We start from the raw sequence: 21,139 nt of genomic DNA on the forward strand, positions 1-21,139 counted from the left end.
GTTTTTTCCCGGCAATCCGAATTCAGGAAAACAGCGTATAAAAGGTTATCGGTTCGCTTTTGCGCCCGTCATGTCCGGTATCAGCCGGCCAGGATTTGTTACAGATTCGGCGCAAAGCGTACTGTCCGCCGCGCCATAATGAAGCTGGGCGTGACGTTAAAAAGAACGGGCCAGCGTTGGGGAACCGCGACGTTTGACGACGATCCAAATTTCAGATCGGAACGCGCATTGGCGGTCGGAATCGTGTCTTGAATTCAGGAGGTGTGCCATGAAACGTAGTGTACCCGTTTTCATTTTTGCCGCAACATTTCTGCTGCTGTCCGGCTGCGCAACGGTGCCCGACAGCGGGCCCGCGCCGCTTACGCTCGCGCAAATCGTCGATATGGCCAAACAGGGCAAGGACGCGCCGACCATCATCGGCGAAATCAAACTGACGCACGCCGTCTACGATGTGACCGCTTCGCAATACGCCAAACTTTCGCGGGACGGCGTGCCCGATGCGGTGCTCGATTACATGCAGCAAGGACAAATCAGGATGGCGGAACGCGCCGGTCGCCGCGAGGCCCGGCATGATCTGTGGATGTACGGTCCGGCGTGGGCAGGCTATGGGCCGGTCTGGTATCCGCGAAGCTATTTCGTGTACGTACGCGGACGGCCGTACGCGCAGCAGTGGTAATGGGGAATCGTTTGCAAGGATTGGATAGTACCAAACCCTAGCATTGGGGCGGCTTTCCAGCCAAAAGCGCCCCAAACACCGCGCCAGTGCTTGACTTTGTGGTTTGACATTTGCGTTTACCTTCGCGCTTGGTGTCTGACGTCAATCGCGAAACGCCTGATTTACCTTCTGCCGGATTGCCACTATCCTTGGCACTCACAAGTCCTGAGTCCCGGACCAGAATAAACCACCGAGGAGAAGTCAATGAAGTTCACGGCACATCACGTCGCTCGTCTGCTATTCATGGCCGCTACATTCATTTTCGCGTCGGCCGCGTTGCAGGCCAATGCGCAAGGCGCGGGAAGTTATCCCAATAAATCCATCAAGATTGTGGTGCCATTTCCGCCTGGCGGGGCGACCGATATCCTGGCGCGCGCCATCGGCTTTGAGTTGCAGAAAGCGTGGGGCCAAACCGTCGTCATTGAAAACAAACCCGGCGCGGGCGGCAACACCGGTGCGGACCTTGTGGCGAAATCGCCCGCCGACGGCTACACCTTGATTATGGCGACAGTCGGCACCCACGCCATCAATATGAGCCTCTATGCAAAGATGCCGTACGATGCGGTGAAAGACTTCGAGCCGGTCGTGCTGGTGGCGGGCGTACCCAATCTGCTGGTCGTCCACCCATCGGTGAACGCAAAAACGGTGCGCGAACTGACGGCGCTGGCCAAATCGCAGCCGGGAAAACTGAACGTGGCCTCGAGCGGCAATGGCACGTCGATCCATCTGTCCGCCGAACTCTACAAGCAGATGGCGGGCGTCGATATCCTGCACGTGCCGTACAAAGGCAGCGCACCCGCGGTCGCGGATTTGCTCGGTGGCCAGGTGCAGATGATGTTCGACAATATGCCGGTGTCGCTGCCGCATGTCAAAGCCGGAAAGCTGCGCGCGCTGGCGGTGACCAGCATGACGCGCTCCGCCGCGCTGCCGGATGTGCCGACGATGGATGAAGAAGGCCTGAAAGGATTCGATGCCACGTCCTGGTTCGGCCTGCTTGCGCCCGCCGGTACGCCCAAGGATATTGTTGCGAAACTCAACGCGGCATCGGTCAAAGCGTTGGCGTCAGCGGAAATGCGCGAGCGGCTCGCCGCGCAGGGTGCGGAACCGATGGGCAATACGCCGGATCAGTTTGCCGCGTTCATCAAAGCAGAAATCGACAAGTGGGCGAAGATCGTGAAAGCGTCGGGGGCACGGATCGATTGACCCCCGGCGCCGTAGTAATCGCCCGACGCCTAGCTGATCTTGAACTCTCCAAAGCTGGGCCCGCTACCCGGTCGTGGCGGCGGCGCCACACCATCCTTGTAGACCGGAACCATCCCGGAGTTGCCGATGAGCAGCGACAGGTTGGTGGACGAATCGGCGTTGGTGAGGCCTTCCTCGACAGAGATTTTCTCGGTGCGAATCAGCCGGAACAAATCCTGTTCGAACGTCTGCGATCCCGGCGTGAGCGATTTCTCCATCGCCTCCTTGATCTCACCCACTTTTCCTTCGGAAATCAATTCCGCGATGTTGGTGGTATTCATCAGCACTTCAACCGCAGCCGTGCGGGTGCCTTCAACGTTCTTGACCAGGCGCTGCGAGATGATGCATTTCAGCGAGACACCCAGGTCGGCGAGCAGAATGGCGCGCTGGTCGAGCGGGAAGAAATTGATGATGCGGTTCATCGCGTGATAGCTGTTGTTCGCGTGCAGGGTGGCGAGGCATAGATGGCCCGATAGCGCATACATCATGGCGCTTTTCATGGTCTCGATATCGCGGATCTCGCCCACCAGGATCGCGTCCGGCGCCTGGCGCATGGCGTTGCGCATGGCTTCGTGAAAGCTGTGCGAATCGTTGCCGATTTCACGCTGGTTGATGACGGATTTTCTCGGCGTAAAAATGAATTCGATCGGGTCCTCGAACGTCAGGATATGGCCGGCGCGCATCTGGTTGCGAAAATCCAGCATCGCCGCAAGCGTGGTGGATTTTCCGCAGCCGGTGGCGCCAACGACCAGGATCAGCCCGCGTTTTTCCATCACCACCTGCTTCAGCACATTCGGCACCTGCAGGCTGTCGATGGAAGGAATGTTGCTGCTGATATAGCGCACCACGCCGGCAACAGTGCCCTTCTGCCACATCATGTTGATGCGGAAATTGCCGACGCCCTCGATCGGCTTGGAAAGGTTCAGTTCAAGTTCTTTTTCGAAGCGCTCGATCTGATGCGGTTGCAGGACCTCGTAGAAAAGCTTCTTCGCGTCCTCGCCGCTCAGTACTTGCGGATTGACCGGCATCGAGTTGCCATTGATCTTGATGGTGATCGGCGAGCCGGCGGAGATGAAAATATCGGACGCATTCTTTTGCGCCATCAATTCGAACAATTTGATCAATACGGACATGCCCTTTTCTCCTCCAGCAATTCGGCGACAAGTGAAACCGGACTCAGCTTCTCAATAGCTCGTTGATGCCGGTCTTCGCCCTGGTCTGCGCATCGACCTGCTTGACGATTACCGCACAATAGAGACTATACCGCCCGTCAGCGGAGGGCAAGCTTCCGGACACCACCACCGAATAGGGCGGCACTTTCCCGTAGCTCACTTCGCCCGTGGCGCGGTTAAAGATCTTGGTTGATTGACCGATGAATACGCCCATCGAAATCACCGAGCCCTCGCCGACGATCACGCCTTCGACCACTTCCGAGCGCGCACCGACAAAGCAGCCATCTTCGATGATGGTCGGGTTGGCTTGCAGCGGTTCCAGCACGCCGCCGATGCCGACGCCACCGGAGAGGTGCACATTCTTGCCGATCTGCGCGCAGGAGCCGACGGTCGCCCAGGTATCGACCATGGTGCCTTCATCGACATACGCGCCGATGTTGACGTACGAGGGCATGAGCACCACGCCCTTGCCGATAAATGCGCCGCGACGGGCCATGGCCGGTGGCACCACGCGGAAGCCGCCTTCGATGAAGTCGTTCGCGGAGTAAGCGGCGAACTTCGATGGTACTTTGTCGAAGTAACGCGTAACACACCGGGAGCTTTCCAATTCCCCTTCTTGCATCAGTTCGTTCGGACGCAGCCGGAACGACAGCAGCACCGCTTTTTTCAGCCACTGATGCGTGACCCACTCGCCATTGATTTTTTCAGCGACACGCAATTCGCCGCGATCGAGACGGAGAATTACTTCTTCCACGGCCGCGCCGATCGGGCTTTCCTGATTGTTTACTTGCGGACTGAGACTGTCGCGCTTTTCCCACGCCTGGTCTATGGTGTTTTTCAGTTGGTCGAGATTCATGTGTTGCCCGTATGAGTTGAAATGGAAAAGGGTTCCGTGCCCTGGGAGGGCTAACTGGAAAGACGTTTGATCAGGCGTACCAGCCACGATTCTACCGGCGCGCGCGGCTCAGTAGCCGCCGCCGCGGCGACGACGGCACTATCATGCAGGGCGGCCAGTTCAGCGGTGAGCAAATCACAGCGAGCCTGCAGTTCCACTTCACGATTGGCGTGCTTCAGGTACTTCTGGTAGGTCTTGCGGTAATCGTTGTAGGCCCATTCTTCCGCATCGGTGAATACCGAAACACGCAGCGGCAGTGCGGCGATGGTGGCGGCATCGTTGCCCGCCACCACCAGCTCATACAGGGCCGGTAACGGTGTGACGGGCCGGTCCGACGCGGCCTGCGATACCGTGAGCGATTCGCCCGCCGCGTCATCCGGCTTCTCAGGCTGGATCACGGAAACAAACGCGTTTCGCTGCGATAACCAGCGCTTGTGGCTGAAGCAGGCTGCCAAAAGCGCCTTGAGTTCGGGGCGATACAACTCCTTGACGTGAAACTTGTTCTGGAACCCGCGCTTGTCCGAATATTCCGCCTTGTTCGGGCAGGAAAGTATCAGCACGCCATCGGGCTTGAGCACGCGCTTGATTTCCTCGAGAAACGCCGCCTGCTCGAGGATATGCTCAATGGTCTCAAACGACACCACCATGTCAAAACGCGCCGCCTCGAATGGCATTTGCGTACACGATGCTTCGATCAATTGAAGATTGGCGCGACCGGGGTAAGCGTTGCGTCCATGCGAGATTGCTTCCGCGGAAATGTCTACTCCGCATACTTCAGTCGCATGCTGGCTCATCAGCGCGCTGCCGTAGCCTTCGCCGCATGCCACATCCAGAACGCTTTTGCCGGCCACCAGAGGCAACACATAGTGGTAGCGATGCCAATGCTCGTACCACATCTCACCCTTGGCGTTGGGATCGCCGGGGACGAAGCGTTCACCGGTAAATGTAAGCGGCAGAAACATGCGAAGTGTGGTTGGCGTGAGGGGAAATTGGCAGGCTGATAGAATGCGCGCCTCACCTGCTTCCGCTTTGGCTGGCGCGCCGCATTTACGCGATTATAAAGGTTCACCCTCCTTGAGTTCCCGAACTACCACGGCACTACCGATCCTGGCAATCCTGTTCGGCGCCACGTCGTGGGGAATCATCTGGTATCCGTTCCGGCTGATTGAATCGCAAGGCTTGTCCTCGCCGGTGGCAACGATCATCGCCTATGTCGTCGCGGTGGTGGTGGGCGGCGTCGTGTTTTTCCGGGCGTGGCGGGAGTTTCCCCGCCATGCCGGTTGGCTGCTGGCGATAGGATTGACAGCGGGCATCACCAATGTGTCGTATCTGGTGGCGATCATGCAGGCGGAGGTGGTGCGCATCGTGCTGCTTTTTTATCTCGCGCCGCTGTGGACGGTGCCGCTCGCACGACTGATCCTCGGCGAGAGACTGACGCGCACCGGCTACGCGGTGATGCTGGTGGCGTTGAGCGGCGCCATCGTCATGTTGTGGCGGCCCGAGTTGGGCCTGCCGGCGCCGCGCAATTACTACGAATGGCTGGGCCTGGTGGCAGGCTTCACGTTCGCTGTCTGCAACGTATTGGTGAAGGCCGCGCGGCAGGCGTCGCCCGAAGCAAAATCGCTGGCCGGGTGCATCGGCGTGCTGATCGTCGCGCTGCCCGTGGCAATGCTGATCGGCCCCGCGACCTCGGCGTGGATGGCGCTGGCCGCCCCGCATATCGTGCTGCTCGCGGTTCTCGGCGTGATGCTGATCGCGACCAGCGTCGCGCTGCAGTATGGCCTGACGCACCTCAGCGCCAACTACGCTGCCGTGATCATGCTGTTCGAATTGATCGTGGCGGCCATCGCCGCGCATTATCTTGCGGGCGAAGTCACTCACGCGCAGGAATGGGTGGGTGGGGGAATGATCGTTGCCAGTGGACTATTTGCCACGGTGGCGGAGTCGCGAGCCAACAAGCGCCGGGCGGTGTTAGAGACATGAAACACAAGCGTTGGTGCGGATTTCCGGCCAAAAAGCCACGGAAAGCCGCACCAGTGCTTGACTTTAATCAGCAGCTTTGTCCATCCGCCCGATCCGACAGGCTGCTAGTCCGCTGCCGCAAGAAAAACCAGTGCGAGCAGCCCACCGAGCCCTGCCGGAATGCCGTAGCGCTCCCATTTCGACATGGCGTCGCCTGCGATCAGCTCAACCGGCACCGAGGTCAATTCAAGCACCTTGTTCGTCACCGAATCTTCGACCAGCCGGGTGAGCGAGTTTTTGCGTGACGTGCTCATGACGATCAGGTTGCAGTGCAAACGGTGCGCGGTGGCGGTGATAACCTTCGCCTTATGTCCGACCTCGACGTGAGTCGAGTAGGGAATGCTGAATCCATCGAGCATCTGCCTGATCGGCGCCAGCACTTTGTCCGCTTCGTCGCGATGATAGTCGTGGAGCGTCTTTTTGCTGACGAACCGCGCGATGTCTCCGTTGAACGGGTGCTGAACATTCAGCAAGTGAATCTCCATCGCTGTGTTGTTCATGAATTCCTTGATGACATGCTTCACCGCGAACTGACAATTGCGGGAATCGTTGACGGGGATAAGTACCTTTAACATGGTGTTCCCTCCTGCAAATTGTTGCGAAGCCGATGCGAGGCCTTGCTGGCCCAAGCCAGTGTGTGATGCAGCGGTGCCGAGGCCTTGCGGCTCTTCCATCGCTTTTGCCGTCGTTTTTGCCGTGCGCTTCCGGAAATAGACCTTGAGCAGTTCCATGGCAACCGGCGAGGCGAAGAAGAACGGCAGCATGAACAGCCAGTCCCCCGCTGTCAGCGGCACGGTGTCGAAGAATGGCCTGAGGAAAGGCACATACACCACCATCAGGACCAGCAGGAACGACGCTCCGACCGCCCATACCATCCAGCGGTTGCTGAACACGCCGATGGAAAAGACACTGTGGTATTCGGAGCGGGCGGTGAACGCGCGAATGAGTTCCGAGCTGCAGAGGGTCACGAAGGCGATGGTTTGCGCGGCGACCAGCTGCTCGGGATAGCGCTGCAGGGCGAGATAGAAGACAGTCAGAATCGCGATTGCATCGACCACGCCGACCACGCCGATACCGATGGCCATGTCGCGGTTGATGACCGGCTCCGACGGGGACCGCGGCGGGTGCTTCATGATGTCTGGATCGCCCTTTCCAACCCCAGCGCGAGCGCGGGTGCACCATCGCTGACCAGGTTCAACCAAAGAAGTTGAACCGGCCGCAGTGGCAGCGCGAGGCCAAACAACATCGCACCGAAAATGATGAGAATTTCGCCGACATTGCAGGCAAGCAGGAAGTAGACAAACTTGCGGATGTTGGAATAGATGATCCGCCCCTGTTCGATCGCCGCGACGATGCTGGCGAAATTGTCATCGGTCAGCACCATGTCCGCCGTCTGTTTCGCCACGTCCGTGCCAGTAACGCCCATCGCAACGCCGATATTTGCACGCTTCAGTGCCGGTGCGTCGTTGACGCCGTCACCGGTCATCGCCACCACGTGGCCGCGCGCCTTAAGTGCATCGACGATCCGCGTCTTGTGTTGTGGTGAAACCCGGCAGCAGACTTCGAGCCTGTCGGTCCGCGCCGCCAGTTCCGTATCGCTGAGTTTTTCAATTTCCGGGCCGGTCAGCACCAATCCGCCCGGGGTCAGCAGGCCGATGTCGCGGGCGATAGCCTCTGCCGTGTCCTTGTAATCGCCGGTGACCATGATGCTCTTGAGGCCGGCGCCACGGGCGACCTTAAGCGCGTCGACCACCTCGGGCCGCGGCGGATCGATCATGCCGAGCAGCCCGACGAAGACCAGATCTTTTTCGACGTGTTCCGGCGTCACGCTGTCCGGGACTTTCTGCAACGGGCGATACGCCACCGCAAGCACCCGCAGCGCGCTGCTCGCCATGTCCCGGTTTTGCGAGAGTATCGCGTCGCGCATGTCCGGCGTCAGGCCGGTGGCCCGGCCCGACTCCAGCTTGTGGCCGCAAAGATCGAGGATGACATCGGGCGCCCCCTTGACGAAGGCCACCATGGTCTCGGCGCCTAGGCCGGAGGCGATTGCCAGGGAATGGGCACTGTCCACGCGGTGAATCGTGGTCATGCGCTTTCTGTCGGAATCGAAGGGGATCTCTTGCACGCGCGGCAACACTTTTTCCAGCTCGCCCCGCCGATATCCACTCTTCGCTGCGGCCACGACCATTGCACCCTCCGTGGGATCACCGATGATCTGCCACGAGCGTTTGCCAGCTTCGTCGTTTTTCTCTTCCAGCCGCGCGTCGTTGCAAACCAGCGCGCCGTGGAGCAGGAGTGATGCGTCGGGATCGGTACGCGGGTCGAACGGTTCCGCGCCCACGAAGAATTCTCCGCTCGGGTTGTAGCCTTCTCCGGTAATGCGAAACCGTTTGCCCGCTGCCCATCCCTGAACCACGGTCATCTGGTTCTGCGTCAGCGTGCCGGTCTTGTCCGAACACACCACCGTGGCGCAGCCAAGGGTCTCCACCGCGGGGAGCTTGCGGATCAGTGCGTGGTGCTTGATCATCCGCTGCATCCCGAGGGCAAGGCAGATGGTGACGATGGCCGGCAAGCCTTCGGGAACGGCGGCAATGGCGAGGCTCACCGCGGTCATGAACAGATTGACGATGTCCTTCTTCTCCGCCTGCAGATAATCCAGAAAGCCGCCATTGAGGGCGTCGGCGAGGTGCGTGTCGCGGAACAGGCCGTAGATGAATACCAGCGCGCAGATCGCGAGACACGCTGTGCCGAGTACCTTGCCCAAGTGCTCAAGTTTTTTCTGCAGCGGCGTATCCTCGGTCTCGAAGGACTGGATCATCTCTGCGATGAGACCGATCTGGGTATTCATGCCGGTGCCTGTCACCAGCCCTTTGCCGCGCCCATACGTGATCAGCGTGCCCATGAAGGCGGTGTTCTTGCGGTCGCCCAGCGGGATGTCCTTGTCCAGCACTACGCTGGCTTTCTTTTCCACCGGCACCGATTCGCCGGTCAGCGAAGCCTCTTCGATCTTGAGGTTGACGGCCTCGACCAGCCGCAGGTCAGCGGGAACATAGTTTCCCGCTTCCAGCAGGACGATATCGCCGCCGACGATCTCCCGGCCGGGAATCGTCAGTTGTTGCCCGTCGCGGATGACCTGGGCATTCGGCGCGGCCATTTTCTTCAGCGCCGCGAGCGCCTGCTCCGCCTTCGATTCCTGAATGACGCCCACCACCGCGTTCAGCACCACGATGAACATGATGGCGATGGAATCGACGTACTCGCCAAGGGCCAGCGATACCAGCGCCGCGATGATCAGGATGATGACGAGGTAATTGTTGAACTGGTCCCAGAGCAGCGCGAAAAATCCCGGGCGTGGCCGCTCGGTCAATTCATTGGCGCCGAATTTTGCCAACCGCGCCTGCGCTTCCTCGTTGGGCAAGCCACGTTCGAGGTGTGTCTGGAGACCGCTGACCAGTTCTTCGATCGGTTTGCCGTGGGCTTCTTTGTCTTGCATGTCCATCTCCTCGGATTTTCCGGGATCCACGCGCAGGCATGCAGGTATTAGGCGCATGGACACCGTTTGATCATCCGAGTATCGGTCGATGATTCGCGGCTGACTACTTGAAGTTTGTGATGGCTCGCATTGCGAAAACGGAAACCCGGTTTCGATTGGTAATGCCTGCCATTACGATTCGTAATGGATCGCAGCTGCAGTAACCCCTTGATATCCAAAATTCACTCTGATATAAGTACATTGTGTGTCCCGGCGCGAGCCGGGCGCCCCTCCAAAGGGGAGTAGCTTCGGCGGCCAGGACAAACATGGCCGCTGTGGCGCGATCGTCAAAACGGGTTCGTTTTACAGCTTGGCCCCGGTCGTGCCGGCATCGTTCGCAACGTGCAAGCGAGACCTTTGCCCATCGGGTAAAGGCGAGTATTTGATAGCGGCCTTCATCCTGAGGTGAAGGCCGCTGTGCATTCAGGGCATGGCGTAATCGCATTCGATTGAGGAGGATTCGCCATGCTGCAACCAAACATACGCCGTTATCTTCGGCACGGAACGCTACCGCAACTTCGCGTTTTTGAAGCAAGCGCGCGGCTGGGCAGCCTTACCCGCGCGGCCGAAGAACTGCACATGGCCCAGCCGACGGCCTCGGTGCAGGTAAAGAAACTCACCGAGACGGTTGGCCTGCCGTTGTTCGAACAGGTTGGCCGCCGCGTGTATCTCACCGACGCGGGCCAGCGCCTCTACGCGGGTTGCCAGGAAGTATTTCGCGCGTTGGCGACAGTGGAAGAAACACTGAACGGCCTGCGCGGCATGGAGAGCGGGCACCTGCGACTGGCGGTTTGCTCGACGGGCAAGCACTTCGCCCCGCGCCTGCTCGGCGAATTCTTTCAGCGCCATCCGGGAATCAAGGTGTCGCTGGAGATTCACAACCGGGCGACTTTGATGGAGCGGCTGACGAACAACGAGGATGACCTTTATCTCTTCGCCTCGCCGCTCGACCGGGAAGATGTGGTGACGCAGGCACTTTTGCCGAATCCACTGGTGGTATTCGCGCGCGACGATCATCCGCTGGCCGCATCGCGGCATATCAGTTTCGAGCGCATCGCGGCGGAGCCTTTCCTCATGCGCGAACCAGGATCAGGCACGTGTCAGCTTGCGACGAAATTGTTCGCGCGGCATGGGCTTGCTCCAAAGATCAGCATGGAGCTGAGCGACGACGAAGCTATCAAGGAAGCGATCCTCGCTGGCTTTGGTGTGTCGATCATGTCGCGTTTCACGCTTGGACTGGAGCCGGAGTCGTCGCGACTGATTTGCCTGAACGTCGATGGCTTTCCGCTGGAAAACCACTGGCACTTCGCTTACCCGGTCGGCAAGCAATTGTCGGCGACGACGCGCGCGTTCATGGACTTTGCGCGGATTGAAGCGAAGGTGCTGGTGATGAAGGGTATCGCGCCTGCACAGCGTTAGAACACGCGCCGGCAACGCGTCTCGTGCGTCGGCGTTTCTGTGTGCCCGCCGACATGGTACAAAAATTCTAGTACCAGCGGGCCTTGCAGGTCAAAAAGGTTCCAGAAGCCGCTCTGGTGCTGGAGTTTTCCTTCTCGCGTCAAATCAGCCGCGCTCCGTCACGCTGCTTTCATCGGCGAACGTCCCCAGATCAACCCGAAGCTGCGGTTTCCAGCCCTTTGCGCGATGCTCGGCCTCGACGGTGGTGAAGATGCCGCCCCGCACCCAGAACTTGGCGGTCAATCGCGCGAAGCGGGGCGCGATGGCGGCGACGATGTTGTCGAGAATTTCATTGGCGACGGCTTCGTGAAATTTGCCTTCATCGCGGAATGACCAGATGTAGAGCTTCAGGCTCTTCAGTTCCACACATCGCGCGTCGGGAATGTAGTCCAGATACAGCGTGGCGAAATCCGGTTGCCCCGTCATCGGGCACAGGCAGGTGAATTCCGGAATCTGCATGTGGATCACGAAATCGCGCTTGGGCTGCGGGTTCGGAAAGACTTCCAGCGTCTTTGTCGCGGGTGCCGTGGGTTTATCGCCCAATTTGGTAAAGCGGCCCAGGCGCCTTACTTTTCACGGACTTAGCGGTGTTTTTTGATGTGGATTCTTTTTTGCGGGGAGGCATCATGGCGATAAGTTGGCGTCGGGTTGGTATTGCGAAAACCATTACGTTAAAATTATCGTCATTGTATTTCACGAGCCCGCCCAATGGTCGTATTGCCGCGACGATGGTGCGGGTTTTGTGCAATTTGAGCCGCAAGTAATGTCAAATTAGGGTTAATAGTGCGTCTTACACAAATCAAGTTGGCCGGTTTCAAGTCATTTGTCGATCCCACCACCATTGCAGTGCCCGGCCAGTTGGTCGGCGTCGTCGGCCCCAACGGTTGCGGTAAATCCAACGTCATCGACGCCGTGCGCTGGGTGCTGGGCGAATCATCGGCCAAGCATCTGCGCGGCGAGAAGATGGAAGATGTGATTTTCAACGGCTCCACGAATCGCAAACCCGGTGGCCGCGCCGCCGTGGAACTGGTGTTTGACAATTCGCTCGGTCGGGTCGGCGGCCAATGGGGGCAATACAGCGAGATTTCCGTGAAGCGCGTGCTGACGCGCGACGGCAATTCCGATTACTACATCAACGGCCAGCACGTGCGCCGCCGCGACATCACCGATATTTTCCTCGGCACCGGACTCGGTCCACGCGCCTACGCCATCATCGAGCAAGGCATGATCTCGCGCGTCATCACCTCGCGGCCGGAGGAATTGCGCGTGTTCCTGGAAGAAGTCGCGGGCGTGTCGAAATACCGCGAGCGCCGCCGTGAAACCGAGGCTCGCCTGGAAGACTCGAAAGAGAATCTGCATCGCGTGAGCGACATTCTCTCCGAGCTCGACAAGCAAGTTGAAAAGCTCACCGAGCAGGCGGCGGTGGCGGCGAAATACCACGAGGCCAATACCGAGCTGAAGCTCAACGAAAACCTGTGGGCGTACACCAAGCAGCGCGAAGTGAAGGCGTCGAAGGAACGGTACGCCAACGAAATCATCAAGACCGAAACCGGCTTTGAAGGCGAGACCGCCAGGCTTCGCGAGGTTGAGGCTGAACTCGACAAGCTGCGGCAGGATCACTACACCGAAACCGACCAGTTGACCAACGCGCAAGCCGGCATGTTCGAGGCCAACACCACCGTCGTGCAGCTCGAGCAGGAAATCAATTATCTGGGCGACAATCGCCGCCGCCTGACCGCGCAGGTCGAGGCGCTGGCGCAGCAGATCGGCGAGGTCGAGACCAATCGCGAATCGACCGCCAACGAACTCGAGCGCTGGCATCGCGAATTGGCGACCGGAATTGATCGCGTCGCGGAAGCACGTGAACGCGCGGAAGTCGTCGCAACGAAGTACCGACGTTTGAAGACAAGCTGAAGGAATCCGTCAGCGCGACGCGCGCCATCGAAAACGACGTGCGCACCGCCGAGCAGGGGCAGGCGCTGGAAGAAGCGCGAGAATCGAATGCGCTGAAAATTCTCTCGCAGCTGGAACAACGCAAGAATCGCCTCACCACTGAAAACATGAATCTGGTGGTGCCGGAGCCCGACGCGCTGGCGCACGTGGAAGCCGAGCGTGGCGAAGTGCAGGAAATGGTGTTGCAGCTTGAAGAAAAACTCTCCGATGCCGACAAACTTCTGGCCGAGCTGGAATCGCAGCGCAAGAAGTCGGTCGATGCCATCGGCGATGCCACGCGCGAACTGGCGCGCATCGAGGCAGCGTTGCTGGCGCTGCAGAACCAGCAGGCGCGCCTCGACAACAATAATCGCCTGGCCATGTGGCTATCGAAATACCAGCTCGATAACGCGCCGCGCCTCTGGCAATCGATCAAGATTCAAACAAGGCTGGGAAGACGCGCTTGAAGTCCGCGCTTGGGCGTGAAGCTCAACGCGATCAAGGTCAGCGATCGCGCGGTGATTGATCGCGTCGCGGACGATGCCCCGCCCGGCAGCGTGTCGCTGTATTTTGAAAACGGCAATTCGGCCGCGCCATCGGCGACTGGCTTCACCCCATTGGCCGATTGGGTCACCGCCGACAACGCCGCCGTCATGCCATTCGTGCGCGAGTGTCTGGCCAATGTGTTCGTGCTGGAAAATGAATCAGAAGCCAGCACGCGCATGAAGTCATTGCCGTTCGGCGCGGTACTGGTTACGGCCAACGGCCATCTCTACAGCCAGCACGGGCTGGTGTTTCATGGTCCGCAATCCGAGTTGCACGGCGTGCTGCAGCGCCAGCGCGAAATCGAATCGCTCAAAGTTGAACTGCCGGGCAAGATCGAAGCGCGTCATGCGCTGGAAGCCCAGCAGAAGGAAAGTGAATCTCGCCTCACCGATACCCAGGAAACACTGCGCGACCTGCGCACCCGCATCCAGGAAACAAAGAATCGCGAACACGCATTGCAGATGGAGGCGCTGAAACTTTCGCAGGCGGTCTCACAGGCAGAATCGCGGCGCGGCGCAATCCGCGAAGAGCTGGCGATGATTGACACTGACATCGAAAAAGAACGCGCGGAAATGGCCGAAGCACAGGCGCGGCTGGAAGAAGGCGGCAACAAGATCGGCGAAATGACCGACAAGCTGATGGAATTCGAACAAGCGCAGCAGGCCGCCGAGCGCGCGCTGGCCGACGCCCGTGAACGCGTCAACGCCGCCGATCGCGCCGCACAGGAAGCGAATTACTTCGAGCGCTCGTGCCACGACAAGATCAAGTCGCTGTCTGAAATGGTCGCGCAATTGGTGAAGCGCGGCGAAGTGGTGGCGATGAGTCGCGCCGCGCTCTCGACTGAACTGGATAACTTGCAGGAAGGCAATATCCGCGAGCGGCTGCAGACCGCGTTGGCGTTACGCGGCGAAAGGAAAAGGCCCTGGCCGCCGCGCGCGAAGCGATGGATTCGGCGACCGGCAAGCTGCGTGAGCTTGAGGAGCGGAAGACGGCGATCGAGCACAGCCTGCAGCCGCTGCGTGACAAGATTACCGAGCTGCGAATGAAGGAGCAGGAAGCGCGGATCAACGAGGAAAACTACACGCAGCAGCTCACCGAATCGGGCGCCAATATTGAAGAGCTGGCCGATCTGGTCGAGAAGCGGGCACGTTCAACCGCGTATCAGGCCGAAATCAATCGGCTGAATGCGGCGATTGCCGAATTGGGCGCGGTAAATCTGGCCGCGCTGGCGGAACTCGAACAGGCTTCCGAGCGCAAAGCCTTCCTCGACGCGCAGTCCGGCGATCTGAATGAAGCAATTGCGACGCTGGAGTCGGCGATCAAACGCATCGACCGCGAGACCCGCGATCTGTTGCAGACCACGTTCGACATCGTCAATCGCAATTTCATGGAGCTGTTCCCGACCCTGTTCGGCGGCGGCAATGCGTACCTGAAATTGACCGGTGACGAGATTCTCGACGCCGGCCTGCAGGTGTTTGCGCAACCGCCCGGCAAGAAGAATCAGTCCATTCAGTTATTGTCCGGTGGTGAAAAGGCACTGACGGCGTTGTCGCTGGTATTCTCGCTGTTCCGTCTGAATCCGGCGCCGTTCTGTCTGCTCGACGAGGTCGATGCGCCACTCGATGATTCCAATACCGAGCGCTTCTGCGAGTTGGTAAAAAAGATGTCGGCGTCGACCCAGTTCCTGTTCATCACCCACAACAAGGTGACGATGGAAATGGGCGAGCAGTTGGTCGGCGTGACGATGAATGAACCGGGTGTATCAAGAATTGTCGAAGTGGATATTGATGCGGCGAAACGCTTTGCGGCGGCGCCGGTGCCGGTTGCGGCGTAATGGAGAACACAATGGCGAACTCAAGCGGAATTTCGTGAAACCTATGAAACGCGTCATTCCCGCGCAGGCGGGAATCTAATTTCTTGCAGCTGAGCAACATTAAGGGAAACTTGGGTTCCCGCCTGCGCGGGAATGACGGAAAATGATGGTTGAGCTGAAATTCCGATGGTAGTGCGACTTAGGGAAATTTAAGGAAACACTAGCACTGGCGGAACTGCCAGGCTATTTATGCTCTATAAGCCGCCCCAGTGCTTGATTTTGTACTTTTGCTCTGCGTACTGCAACGTCTAAAACATGAATCGGAAGCCAGGCAATGATCAGTGATTTCCAGATAGCGTTGGCAGGTATCGCGGCCGTGGTGGTGGTGGCGGTCATCGCATATAACCGCTGGCAGGAGTCCAAGTACAAGCGGCATGCCGAGCGGGCGTTTTCGACGGACCATGCAGACGTCCTGTTCGGCGGCTCGCATGAACGAGTGGATCCGCAATTGGGCGATTTCCCCGCTCCGCGCGTGAACGATGATGTGGAAGAGGGCCTCCTTTCGCCAATAGTATCGGAGCCGATCGTGCCGCGCAGCATGGAGCAACCCGGCCTTCCCGCCATCAATGCGGAAATCGATACCGTCGCGCTGGTGCTGGCCGATTCGCCGATGTTGCCCGACCAGTTCTGGCCGACCATTGAACAATCGCGGAAGGTGTCCAAACGCATTCTATGGGAAGGTCTCGTTGCCGGACTGTGGCAGCCGATTTCCGAAAACAGCGATGATGATGCCGGTTTCCGTGAACTGCGCGCCGGCCTGCAACTGGCGAGCCGCAGCGGCCCTGTCGATGGCAACACGCTGCAGGCCTTCAATGAAATGATGGCGGCGTTCGCGCAGGGCATTGGCGCGCCGGACGTGGGCGCGGTGGTGCAGCGCGAAGATGTCGCTGCCGCCATGCAGCGCGCACAGATGGTCGATGCGTTCTGTGCGGATACCGATATCGAAATTGCCGTGAATGTCATCGGCAAAGGCGGCGTGACTTTCGCCACCACCAAAGTGCGTGGACTGGCGGAATCGCACGGGCTGGTGCCGCTTCCATCCGGCGAATATGTGCTGCGCGACGAGCTTGGCCAAGTGCTCTTTACCTTGCGGAACATGAATGCTGACGAACCTCCCGGCATCAAGATGGCGGGGGCCTACCTGACCGGGCTGAGTTTTGCGCTGGATGTCCCGCGTGCCCCAAAGCCGGAAATTACCTTCGAAAGAATGATGGGCCTTGCCTTGCGATTTGCCGATACGTTGCAGGGTGAAGTCGTCGATGACAATCGAAAACTGCTGACGGCCAATGGTCGCAAGGTGATCGCAGACACCATTGTGCAGATTACCGGCGTCATGGCGGCCCGCAATGTGATGCCGGGCAGTTCCGCTGCGCTGCGTTTGTATTCCTGATTCAATCATGGTGGATGCATCGACCATCGCGCGGGTCCGTGAGCTCCGGCGCGAACTCGACACGCATAACTACAATTACTACGTCCTCGATGAGCCGACGATCGCCGATGCCGAATGGGACAAACTGTTCCGCGAACTGGTTGCGCTTGAGACGCAATATCCGCAACTGGTGACACCGGATTCGCCGACGCAACGTGTCGGCAGCCGGCCGCTTGAGTCATTTGCCTCGGTCACGCATCGCGTTCCCATGCTTTCATTGGGCAATGCATTCGCCGACGAGGATATCGAGAATTTCGATCGCCGGTGTCGTGAAGGACTCGATATTGCCGGCGACATCGAGTATTCCTGCGAGCCGAAATTTGACGGGCTGGCCATCAGCCTCACCTACGAAAATGGCGCCTTCGTGCAGGGCGCCACGCGCGGCGACGGCACGGTGGGCGAGGATGTGACGCAGAATCTTCGGACGGTGCGCGCGATTCCGCTCGCCATCGACAGCAAGCTCAAGTTGCTGGAAGTGCGTGGCGAGGTCCTGATGTTGCGCAAGGATTTCGAGGTGCTTAACGCGCGTCAGGCCTTGAAGGGCGAGAAGCTGTTCGTCAATCCGCGCAATGCCTCGGCTGGCTCGTTACGGCAACTGGATTCGCGCCTGACGGCCGAACGGCCTTTGACGTTCTTTGCCTATGGCATCGGCGCGGTTGATGGTGCCGGAATGGAAATTGCGCTGCCGGACACTCACTCGGCGTTGATGGATTGGTTAGCCACGCAGCGTTTTCCGGTGGCAGCGCAGCGGCGGGTAGTGCGCGGCGTTGCCGGGTTGCTCGGTTTCTACCGGGACATCGGCGCGCAGCGATCCGCACTGCCGTTCGACATTGATGGCGTGGTTTACAAGGTGAATCGCTTTGCGCAGCAACAGGCGCTGGGGTTTGTGTCGCGCGCGCCGCGGTTTGCGATCGCCCACAAGTTTCCCGCTGAAGAGGCCACCACCGTATTGCTGGGCATCGATGTGCAGGTGGGCCGTACCGGTGCGATTACGCCGGTGGCACGCCTGCAGCCGGTGTTTGTGGGTGGCACCACCGTGTCGAACGCGACGCTGCACAACGAGGATGAACTGAAGCGCAAGGACCTGATGATCGGTGACACGGTCGTGGTGCGGCGCGCGGGAGATGTGATCCCGGAAGTGGCCGCGGTGATTTACGCCAAGCGCCCGGCGGATGCAAGGCCCTTCGTGATGCCGACTCAGTGCCCCGAATGTGGATCCGCCATCATCAAGCTGGAAGGCGAAGCGATCGCGCGTTGCACCGGCGGACTCATTTGTCCCGCGCAGCGAAAGCAGGCGCTGTTGCACTACGCGCAACGCCGTGCCGTTGACATCGAGGGCTTGGGCGACAAGCTGGTGGATCAGCTTGTCGATGTCGATATCGTGCACACGCCGGCCGACTTGTATCGTCTCGGCCTTGCGGCATTGTCGAGCCTGGATCGCATGGCGGAAAAATCCGCCGCCAATCTGCTGGCCGCCATCGAAAAGAGTAAACACACCACGCTGGCGAAATTCCTGTTTGGCCTTGGCATCCGCAATGTCGGCGAAGCGACCGCTAAGGATCTCGCCAAACATTTCGGTGCGCTGGATGCGATCATGGACGCCACGGTCGAACAATTGCTTGAAGTGAATGACGTTGGGCCGATCGTCGCGGAGAGCCTCCGCAATTTCTTTGACGAACCGCACAATCGCGAGGTCGTCGAGCAGCTCCGCGCCTGCGGCGTGCGCTGGGCGGAATCCGAACCCGCCGCAAACGCGCGGAACGTGGCGGGTGCATTTGCCGGAAAAACGGTGGTGCTGACCGGCACGCTCACGGGCATGACCCGCGACGAAGCCAAGGAAAAACTGGAGGCGGCCGGTGCGAAAGTGGCGGGCAGCGTGTCGAAAAAAACCGACTTTGTGATCGCGGGCCTGGAAGCCGGTAGTAAACTCGACAAGGCGCAGGAACTGGGCGTTGCCGTGATCGACGAAGCGCAGCTCAACGCCATGCTCTCCACAAACTAGAAAAACAGGAAAATGAAAAACGCCGCAAGGATCACCAAAGCCGTATTCCCCGTCGCCGGACTCGGCACGCGATTCCTGCCCGCGACCAAAGCGAGCCCCAAGGAAATGCTGCCGGTGGTGGACAAGCCGCTCATTCAGTACGCGGTGGAAGAAGCGGCGGCGGCGGGCATCACCGAAATGATTTTTGTTACTGGCCGCGGCAAGCGCACCATCGAGGATCACTTTGACAAGGCCTATGAACTTGAAGCCGAACTCGCCGGCAAGGGCAAGTACAAGTTGCTGCAGGAGGTCCGCGACATGCTGCCGGCGGGCGTGCAGTACGTGTACGTGCGCCAGTCCGAAGCGCTGGGGCTTGGGCATGCAGTGCTTTGCGCACGACCACTCGTGGGCGATCAGCCGTTTGCGGTGATACTCGCCGACGATTTGATCGACGCGGGAGATCACGCGCCGGTGATGAAACAGATGGTTGATGAGTACGAGAAGCACCACGCGTCGATCCTCGGTGTCGTCAATGTCGAGCGGCATGAGACGTCGTCATACGGCATCGTCGCGTCCCAACCTATTTCCGACAAAGCGGGTGAGCGTGTCTCGAGAATGTCGGGCATCGTCGAGAAGCCGAAACCCGAGAATGCACCGTCGACACTCAGCGTGGTGGGGCGCTATATCCTGACGCCGGAAGTGTTCGCACACCTTGAAAAAATCCAGCGCGGTGTCGGCAAGGAAATTCAATTGACCGATGGCATTGCCGCGCTCATGACGCAACAACCGGTGTTTGCCTACGAGTTCGAGGGCACGCGCTACGATTGTGGCTCAAAGCTCGGATACCTGAAAGCGACCGTCGCGCTGGGCATGAAGCATCCCGAAGTCGGCAAGGCGTTCGCGCGATTTCTGGCCAAACGATAGCCGTGCGTGTCAATGGCTGCTATCTTCTGCAAATCCATTTTTTTTGAATTGCCTGAATAGAACCAACTCATGAATACAAAAGACGCCAAAGCCCTGCTTGCCGATTCCGAAGTATTGTTCACCGCTGACGAGGTCAACGCCGCGACAACTCATGTCGCCAGGGAATTGAATCGCGACTACGCGGACAAGCATCCGCTGGTGTTTGGTGTGATGGGCGGCGCGGTGGTATTTGCCGGCCAATTGCTTCCGCAGCTCGATTTTCCGCTGGACTTCGATATCGTCCAGGCATCGCGCTACGGTGAAAATACCGTCGGCACGCACCTTACCTGGCGCGTCACGCCGCGCGATAACGTCAAAGGGCGCCACGTGCTGCTACTGGACGACATTCTGGATGAGGGTGTCACGTTGTCGGCGATTGTGGAATTACTGAAGAGCCAAGGTGCGCTCAGTGTTGAGTGTGCCGTGTTTTGCTACAAAGACTACGGCGCCGCGATCAATGACAAAAAGCCGTTGAAGGCCAAGTACGTCGGCCTCACCGTGCCTAACCGTTTCATCTACGGCTATGGCATGGATGTGTCCGGCGCATGGCGTAACCTGCCCGCGATCTATGCGAAAAAAGGGAATTAGGCGATGCTGGCGATTATCGGCGGCACCGGCCTCACCAACCTGGCGAATCTGGAAATCTCGCGCCGCGAAGTGGTGCGCACGCCTTATGGCGAGCCCTCGGGTCATCTCACGTTCGGCCACATCGGGTCGGCAGAAATGATATTTCTCGCGCGCCATGGCTATGCGCACACGCTGGCGCCGCACGAGGTCAACTACCGCGCCAATATCTGGGCACTGCACAAAGCCGGCGCAACGCGCATCATCGCGGTCAATGCGGTGGGCGGCATTGCCGCGAACATGGGCCCCGGTGTATTGGCCATTCCCGACCAGCTAATCGATTACACCCACAGCCGCAAACATACGTACTTTGAAGGTGATGAGCCCGTCACGCACATCGATTTCACGTTCCCGTTTTGCGAGCGTGGCCGAAAGTTGCTGCTGGCTGCCGCCAAGGCCGTTGCCATGCCGGTGCTGGAAGCGGGCGTGCTCGGCGTGTTGCAAGGGCCGCGTCTGGAAACGCGCGCAGAGATCATGCGCATGGACCGCGATGGCTGCACTATGGTCGGGATGACCACCATGCCAGAGGCGGCACTCGCGCGCGAGAAGCAGCTTTCGTATGCGACGCTGGCGCTATCGATGAATCATGCCGCCGGGTTGGGCTCGTCGTCCGCGGGAATCAAGCTGGTCGACGCCGATGCGGTGCTTGCGGCCGGCATGGAAAAAGCGCGGCTGATCATTGCCGAGGTGGTGAAGATGCACGCGGCATTGCCGGCGGCGGAAAGAGGACTGAGCTGATGGCGGCGGAAAGGGGG

General features: G+C 59.4%; 18 protein-coding genes and 1 pseudogene. 13 read left to right on the forward strand and 6 right to left on the reverse strand.

All coding sequences use genetic code 11. The annotated features are described in order from the left end of the window. The first annotated feature begins 268 nt into the window (after positions 1–268). Positions 269–676 (forward strand): hypothetical protein, encoded by a 408-nt coding sequence (locus tag IPP88_11150; GenBank protein MBL0123248.1) that lies wholly within the window; start codon positions 269–271, stop codon positions 674–676. A gap of 243 nt (positions 677–919) precedes the next feature. Then, a complete protein-coding gene (locus IPP88_11155) occupies positions 920–1,918 on the forward strand; it encodes a tripartite tricarboxylate transporter substrate binding protein (GenBank protein ID MBL0123249.1) in 999 nt (332 codons plus the stop codon). A 29-nt stretch (positions 1,919–1,947) separates the two neighbouring features. Here the strand turns inward: IPP88_11155 and IPP88_11160 are convergent, their stop codons facing one another. Genes IPP88_11160 through IPP88_11170 form a run of 3 tightly spaced genes read right to left on the reverse strand, consistent with a single transcriptional unit; the run spans position 1,948 to position 4,986 of the window. Beyond that, the gene (locus tag IPP88_11160) at positions 1,948–3,090 is read right to left on the reverse strand and encodes a PilT/PilU family type 4a pilus ATPase (protein MBL0123250.1); all 1,143 of its coding nucleotides are present in this window, start codon (positions 3,088–3,090) and stop codon (positions 1,948–1,950) included. 43 nt (positions 3,091–3,133) lie between these two features. Continuing rightward, positions 3,134–3,985 carry a 2,3,4,5-tetrahydropyridine-2,6-dicarboxylate N-succinyltransferase gene (gene dapD, locus IPP88_11165; protein MBL0123251.1) on the reverse strand — a complete coding sequence of 284 codons (852 nt, stop codon included), beginning with the start codon at positions 3,983–3,985 and terminating at the stop codon, positions 3,134–3,136. Between the two features lie 50 nt (positions 3,986–4,035). Further along, on the reverse strand, positions 4,036–4,986 hold the full coding sequence (locus tag IPP88_11170; GenBank protein MBL0123252.1) for a class I SAM-dependent methyltransferase: 951 nt from the start codon (positions 4,984–4,986) through the stop codon (positions 4,036–4,038). A 112-nt stretch (positions 4,987–5,098) separates the two neighbouring features. Here IPP88_11170 and IPP88_11175 point away from each other — a divergent pair, with 112 nt between their 5' ends. Beyond that, entirely contained in the window at positions 5,099–6,007 is a 909-nt protein-coding gene (locus IPP88_11175) for a DMT family transporter (GenBank protein ID MBL0123253.1), read from the forward strand. A gap of 104 nt (positions 6,008–6,111) precedes the next feature. On the opposite strand, the gene IPP88_11180 is transcribed toward IPP88_11175, so the two are convergent. After that, complete coding sequence (locus IPP88_11180; GenBank protein MBL0123254.1) at positions 6,112–6,621, reverse strand: universal stress protein; 510 nt, start codon at positions 6,619–6,621, stop codon at positions 6,112–6,114. 123 nt (positions 6,622–6,744) lie between these two features. After that, positions 6,745–9,539, reverse strand: a pseudogene (locus IPP88_11185) (calcium-translocating P-type ATPase, SERCA-type). Between the two features lie 504 nt (positions 9,540–10,043). Between IPP88_11185 and IPP88_11190 the strand changes: the two are divergent. Continuing rightward, the gene (locus IPP88_11190) at positions 10,044–10,997 is read left to right on the forward strand and encodes a LysR family transcriptional regulator (GenBank protein MBL0123255.1); all 954 of its coding nucleotides are present in this window, start codon (positions 10,044–10,046) and stop codon (positions 10,995–10,997) included. Positions 10,998–11,141: 144 nt separating this feature from the next. On the opposite strand, the gene queF is transcribed toward IPP88_11190, so the two are convergent. Beyond that, positions 11,142–11,579, reverse strand: coding sequence for an NADPH-dependent 7-cyano-7-deazaguanine reductase QueF (queF, locus tag IPP88_11195; protein ID MBL0123256.1), 438 nt, complete (start codon positions 11,577–11,579; stop codon positions 11,142–11,144). Between the two features lie 240 nt (positions 11,580–11,819). Between queF and IPP88_11200 the strand changes: the two genes are divergently transcribed. From IPP88_11200 to IPP88_11240, 9 genes are all read left to right on the forward strand, one after another. Then, positions 11,820–12,950 (forward strand): AAA family ATPase, encoded by a 1,131-nt coding sequence (locus IPP88_11200; GenBank protein MBL0123257.1) that lies wholly within the window; start codon positions 11,820–11,822, stop codon positions 12,948–12,950. Positions 12,951–12,988: 38 nt separating this feature from the next. Then, positions 12,989–13,435 carry a hypothetical protein gene (locus IPP88_11205; protein MBL0123258.1) on the forward strand — a complete coding sequence of 149 codons (447 nt, stop codon included), beginning with the start codon at positions 12,989–12,991 and terminating at the stop codon, positions 13,433–13,435. A gap of 15 nt (positions 13,436–13,450) precedes the next feature. After that, positions 13,451–14,560, forward strand: coding sequence for a hypothetical protein (locus IPP88_11210; protein MBL0123259.1), 1,110 nt, complete (start codon positions 13,451–13,453; stop codon positions 14,558–14,560). Then, the gene (locus tag IPP88_11215; protein ID MBL0123260.1) at positions 14,458–15,348 is read left to right on the forward strand and encodes an AAA family ATPase; all 891 of its coding nucleotides are present in this window, start codon (positions 14,458–14,460) and stop codon (positions 15,346–15,348) included. Before IPP88_11210 ends, IPP88_11215 begins: the two co-directional genes overlap by 103 nt. Before the next feature lie 313 nt (positions 15,349–15,661). Next, positions 15,662–16,777, forward strand: coding sequence for a hypothetical protein (locus tag IPP88_11220; protein MBL0123261.1), 1,116 nt, complete (start codon positions 15,662–15,664; stop codon positions 16,775–16,777). A 7-nt stretch (positions 16,778–16,784) separates the two neighbouring features. Then, the gene (ligA, locus tag IPP88_11225; GenBank protein ID MBL0123262.1) at positions 16,785–18,818 is read left to right on the forward strand and encodes an NAD-dependent DNA ligase LigA; all 2,034 of its coding nucleotides are present in this window, start codon (positions 16,785–16,787) and stop codon (positions 18,816–18,818) included. Positions 18,819–18,830: 12 nt separating this feature from the next. Then, complete coding sequence (galU, locus tag IPP88_11230) at positions 18,831–19,721, forward strand: UTP--glucose-1-phosphate uridylyltransferase GalU (GenBank protein MBL0123263.1); 891 nt, start codon at positions 18,831–18,833, stop codon at positions 19,719–19,721. Positions 19,722–19,790: 69 nt separating this feature from the next. Next, the gene (locus IPP88_11235) at positions 19,791–20,348 is read left to right on the forward strand and encodes a hypoxanthine-guanine phosphoribosyltransferase (GenBank protein ID MBL0123264.1); all 558 of its coding nucleotides are present in this window, start codon (positions 19,791–19,793) and stop codon (positions 20,346–20,348) included. A 3-nt stretch (positions 20,349–20,351) separates the two neighbouring features. Further along, a complete protein-coding gene (locus IPP88_11240; protein ID MBL0123265.1) occupies positions 20,352–21,122 on the forward strand; it encodes an S-methyl-5'-thioinosine phosphorylase in 771 nt (256 codons plus the stop codon). The last annotated feature ends 17 nt before the right edge of the window (positions 21,123–21,139 follow it).

The organism is Betaproteobacteria bacterium, from assembly GCA_016720925.1.
GTDB lineage: Bacteria > Pseudomonadota > Gammaproteobacteria > Burkholderiales > Usitatibacteraceae > UKL13-2.

Coding starts and splice junctions, on each gene's coding strand:
- IPP88_11160 (MBL0123250.1), bottom strand. CDS start 3,090: ATGTCCGTATTGATCAAATTGTTCGAATTGATGGCGCAAAAGAATGCG.
- IPP88_11180 (MBL0123254.1), bottom strand. CDS start 6,621: ATGTTAAAGGTACTTATCCCCGTCAACGATTCCCGCAATTGTCAGTTC.
- IPP88_11235 (MBL0123264.1), top strand. CDS start 19,791: ATGAATACAAAAGACGCCAAAGCCCTGCTTGCCGATTCCGAAGTATTG.
- ligA (MBL0123262.1), top strand. CDS start 16,785: ATGGTGGATGCATCGACCATCGCGCGGGTCCGTGAGCTCCGGCGCGAA.
- dapD (MBL0123251.1), bottom strand. CDS start 3,985: ATGAATCTCGACCAACTGAAAAACACCATAGACCAGGCGTGGGAAAAG.
- IPP88_11240 (MBL0123265.1), top strand. CDS start 20,352: ATGCTGGCGATTATCGGCGGCACCGGCCTCACCAACCTGGCGAATCTG.
- galU (MBL0123263.1), top strand. CDS start 18,831: ATGAAAAACGCCGCAAGGATCACCAAAGCCGTATTCCCCGTCGCCGGA.
- IPP88_11150 (MBL0123248.1), top strand. CDS start 269: ATGAAACGTAGTGTACCCGTTTTCATTTTTGCCGCAACATTTCTGCTG.
- IPP88_11155 (MBL0123249.1), top strand. CDS start 920: ATGAAGTTCACGGCACATCACGTCGCTCGTCTGCTATTCATGGCCGCT.
- IPP88_11170 (MBL0123252.1), bottom strand. CDS start 4,986: ATGTTTCTGCCGCTTACATTTACCGGTGAACGCTTCGTCCCCGGCGAT.
- IPP88_11215 (MBL0123260.1), top strand. CDS start 14,458: ATGGATTCGGCGACCGGCAAGCTGCGTGAGCTTGAGGAGCGGAAGACG.
- IPP88_11220 (MBL0123261.1), top strand. CDS start 15,662: ATGATCAGTGATTTCCAGATAGCGTTGGCAGGTATCGCGGCCGTGGTG.
- IPP88_11190 (MBL0123255.1), top strand. CDS start 10,044: ATGCTGCAACCAAACATACGCCGTTATCTTCGGCACGGAACGCTACCG.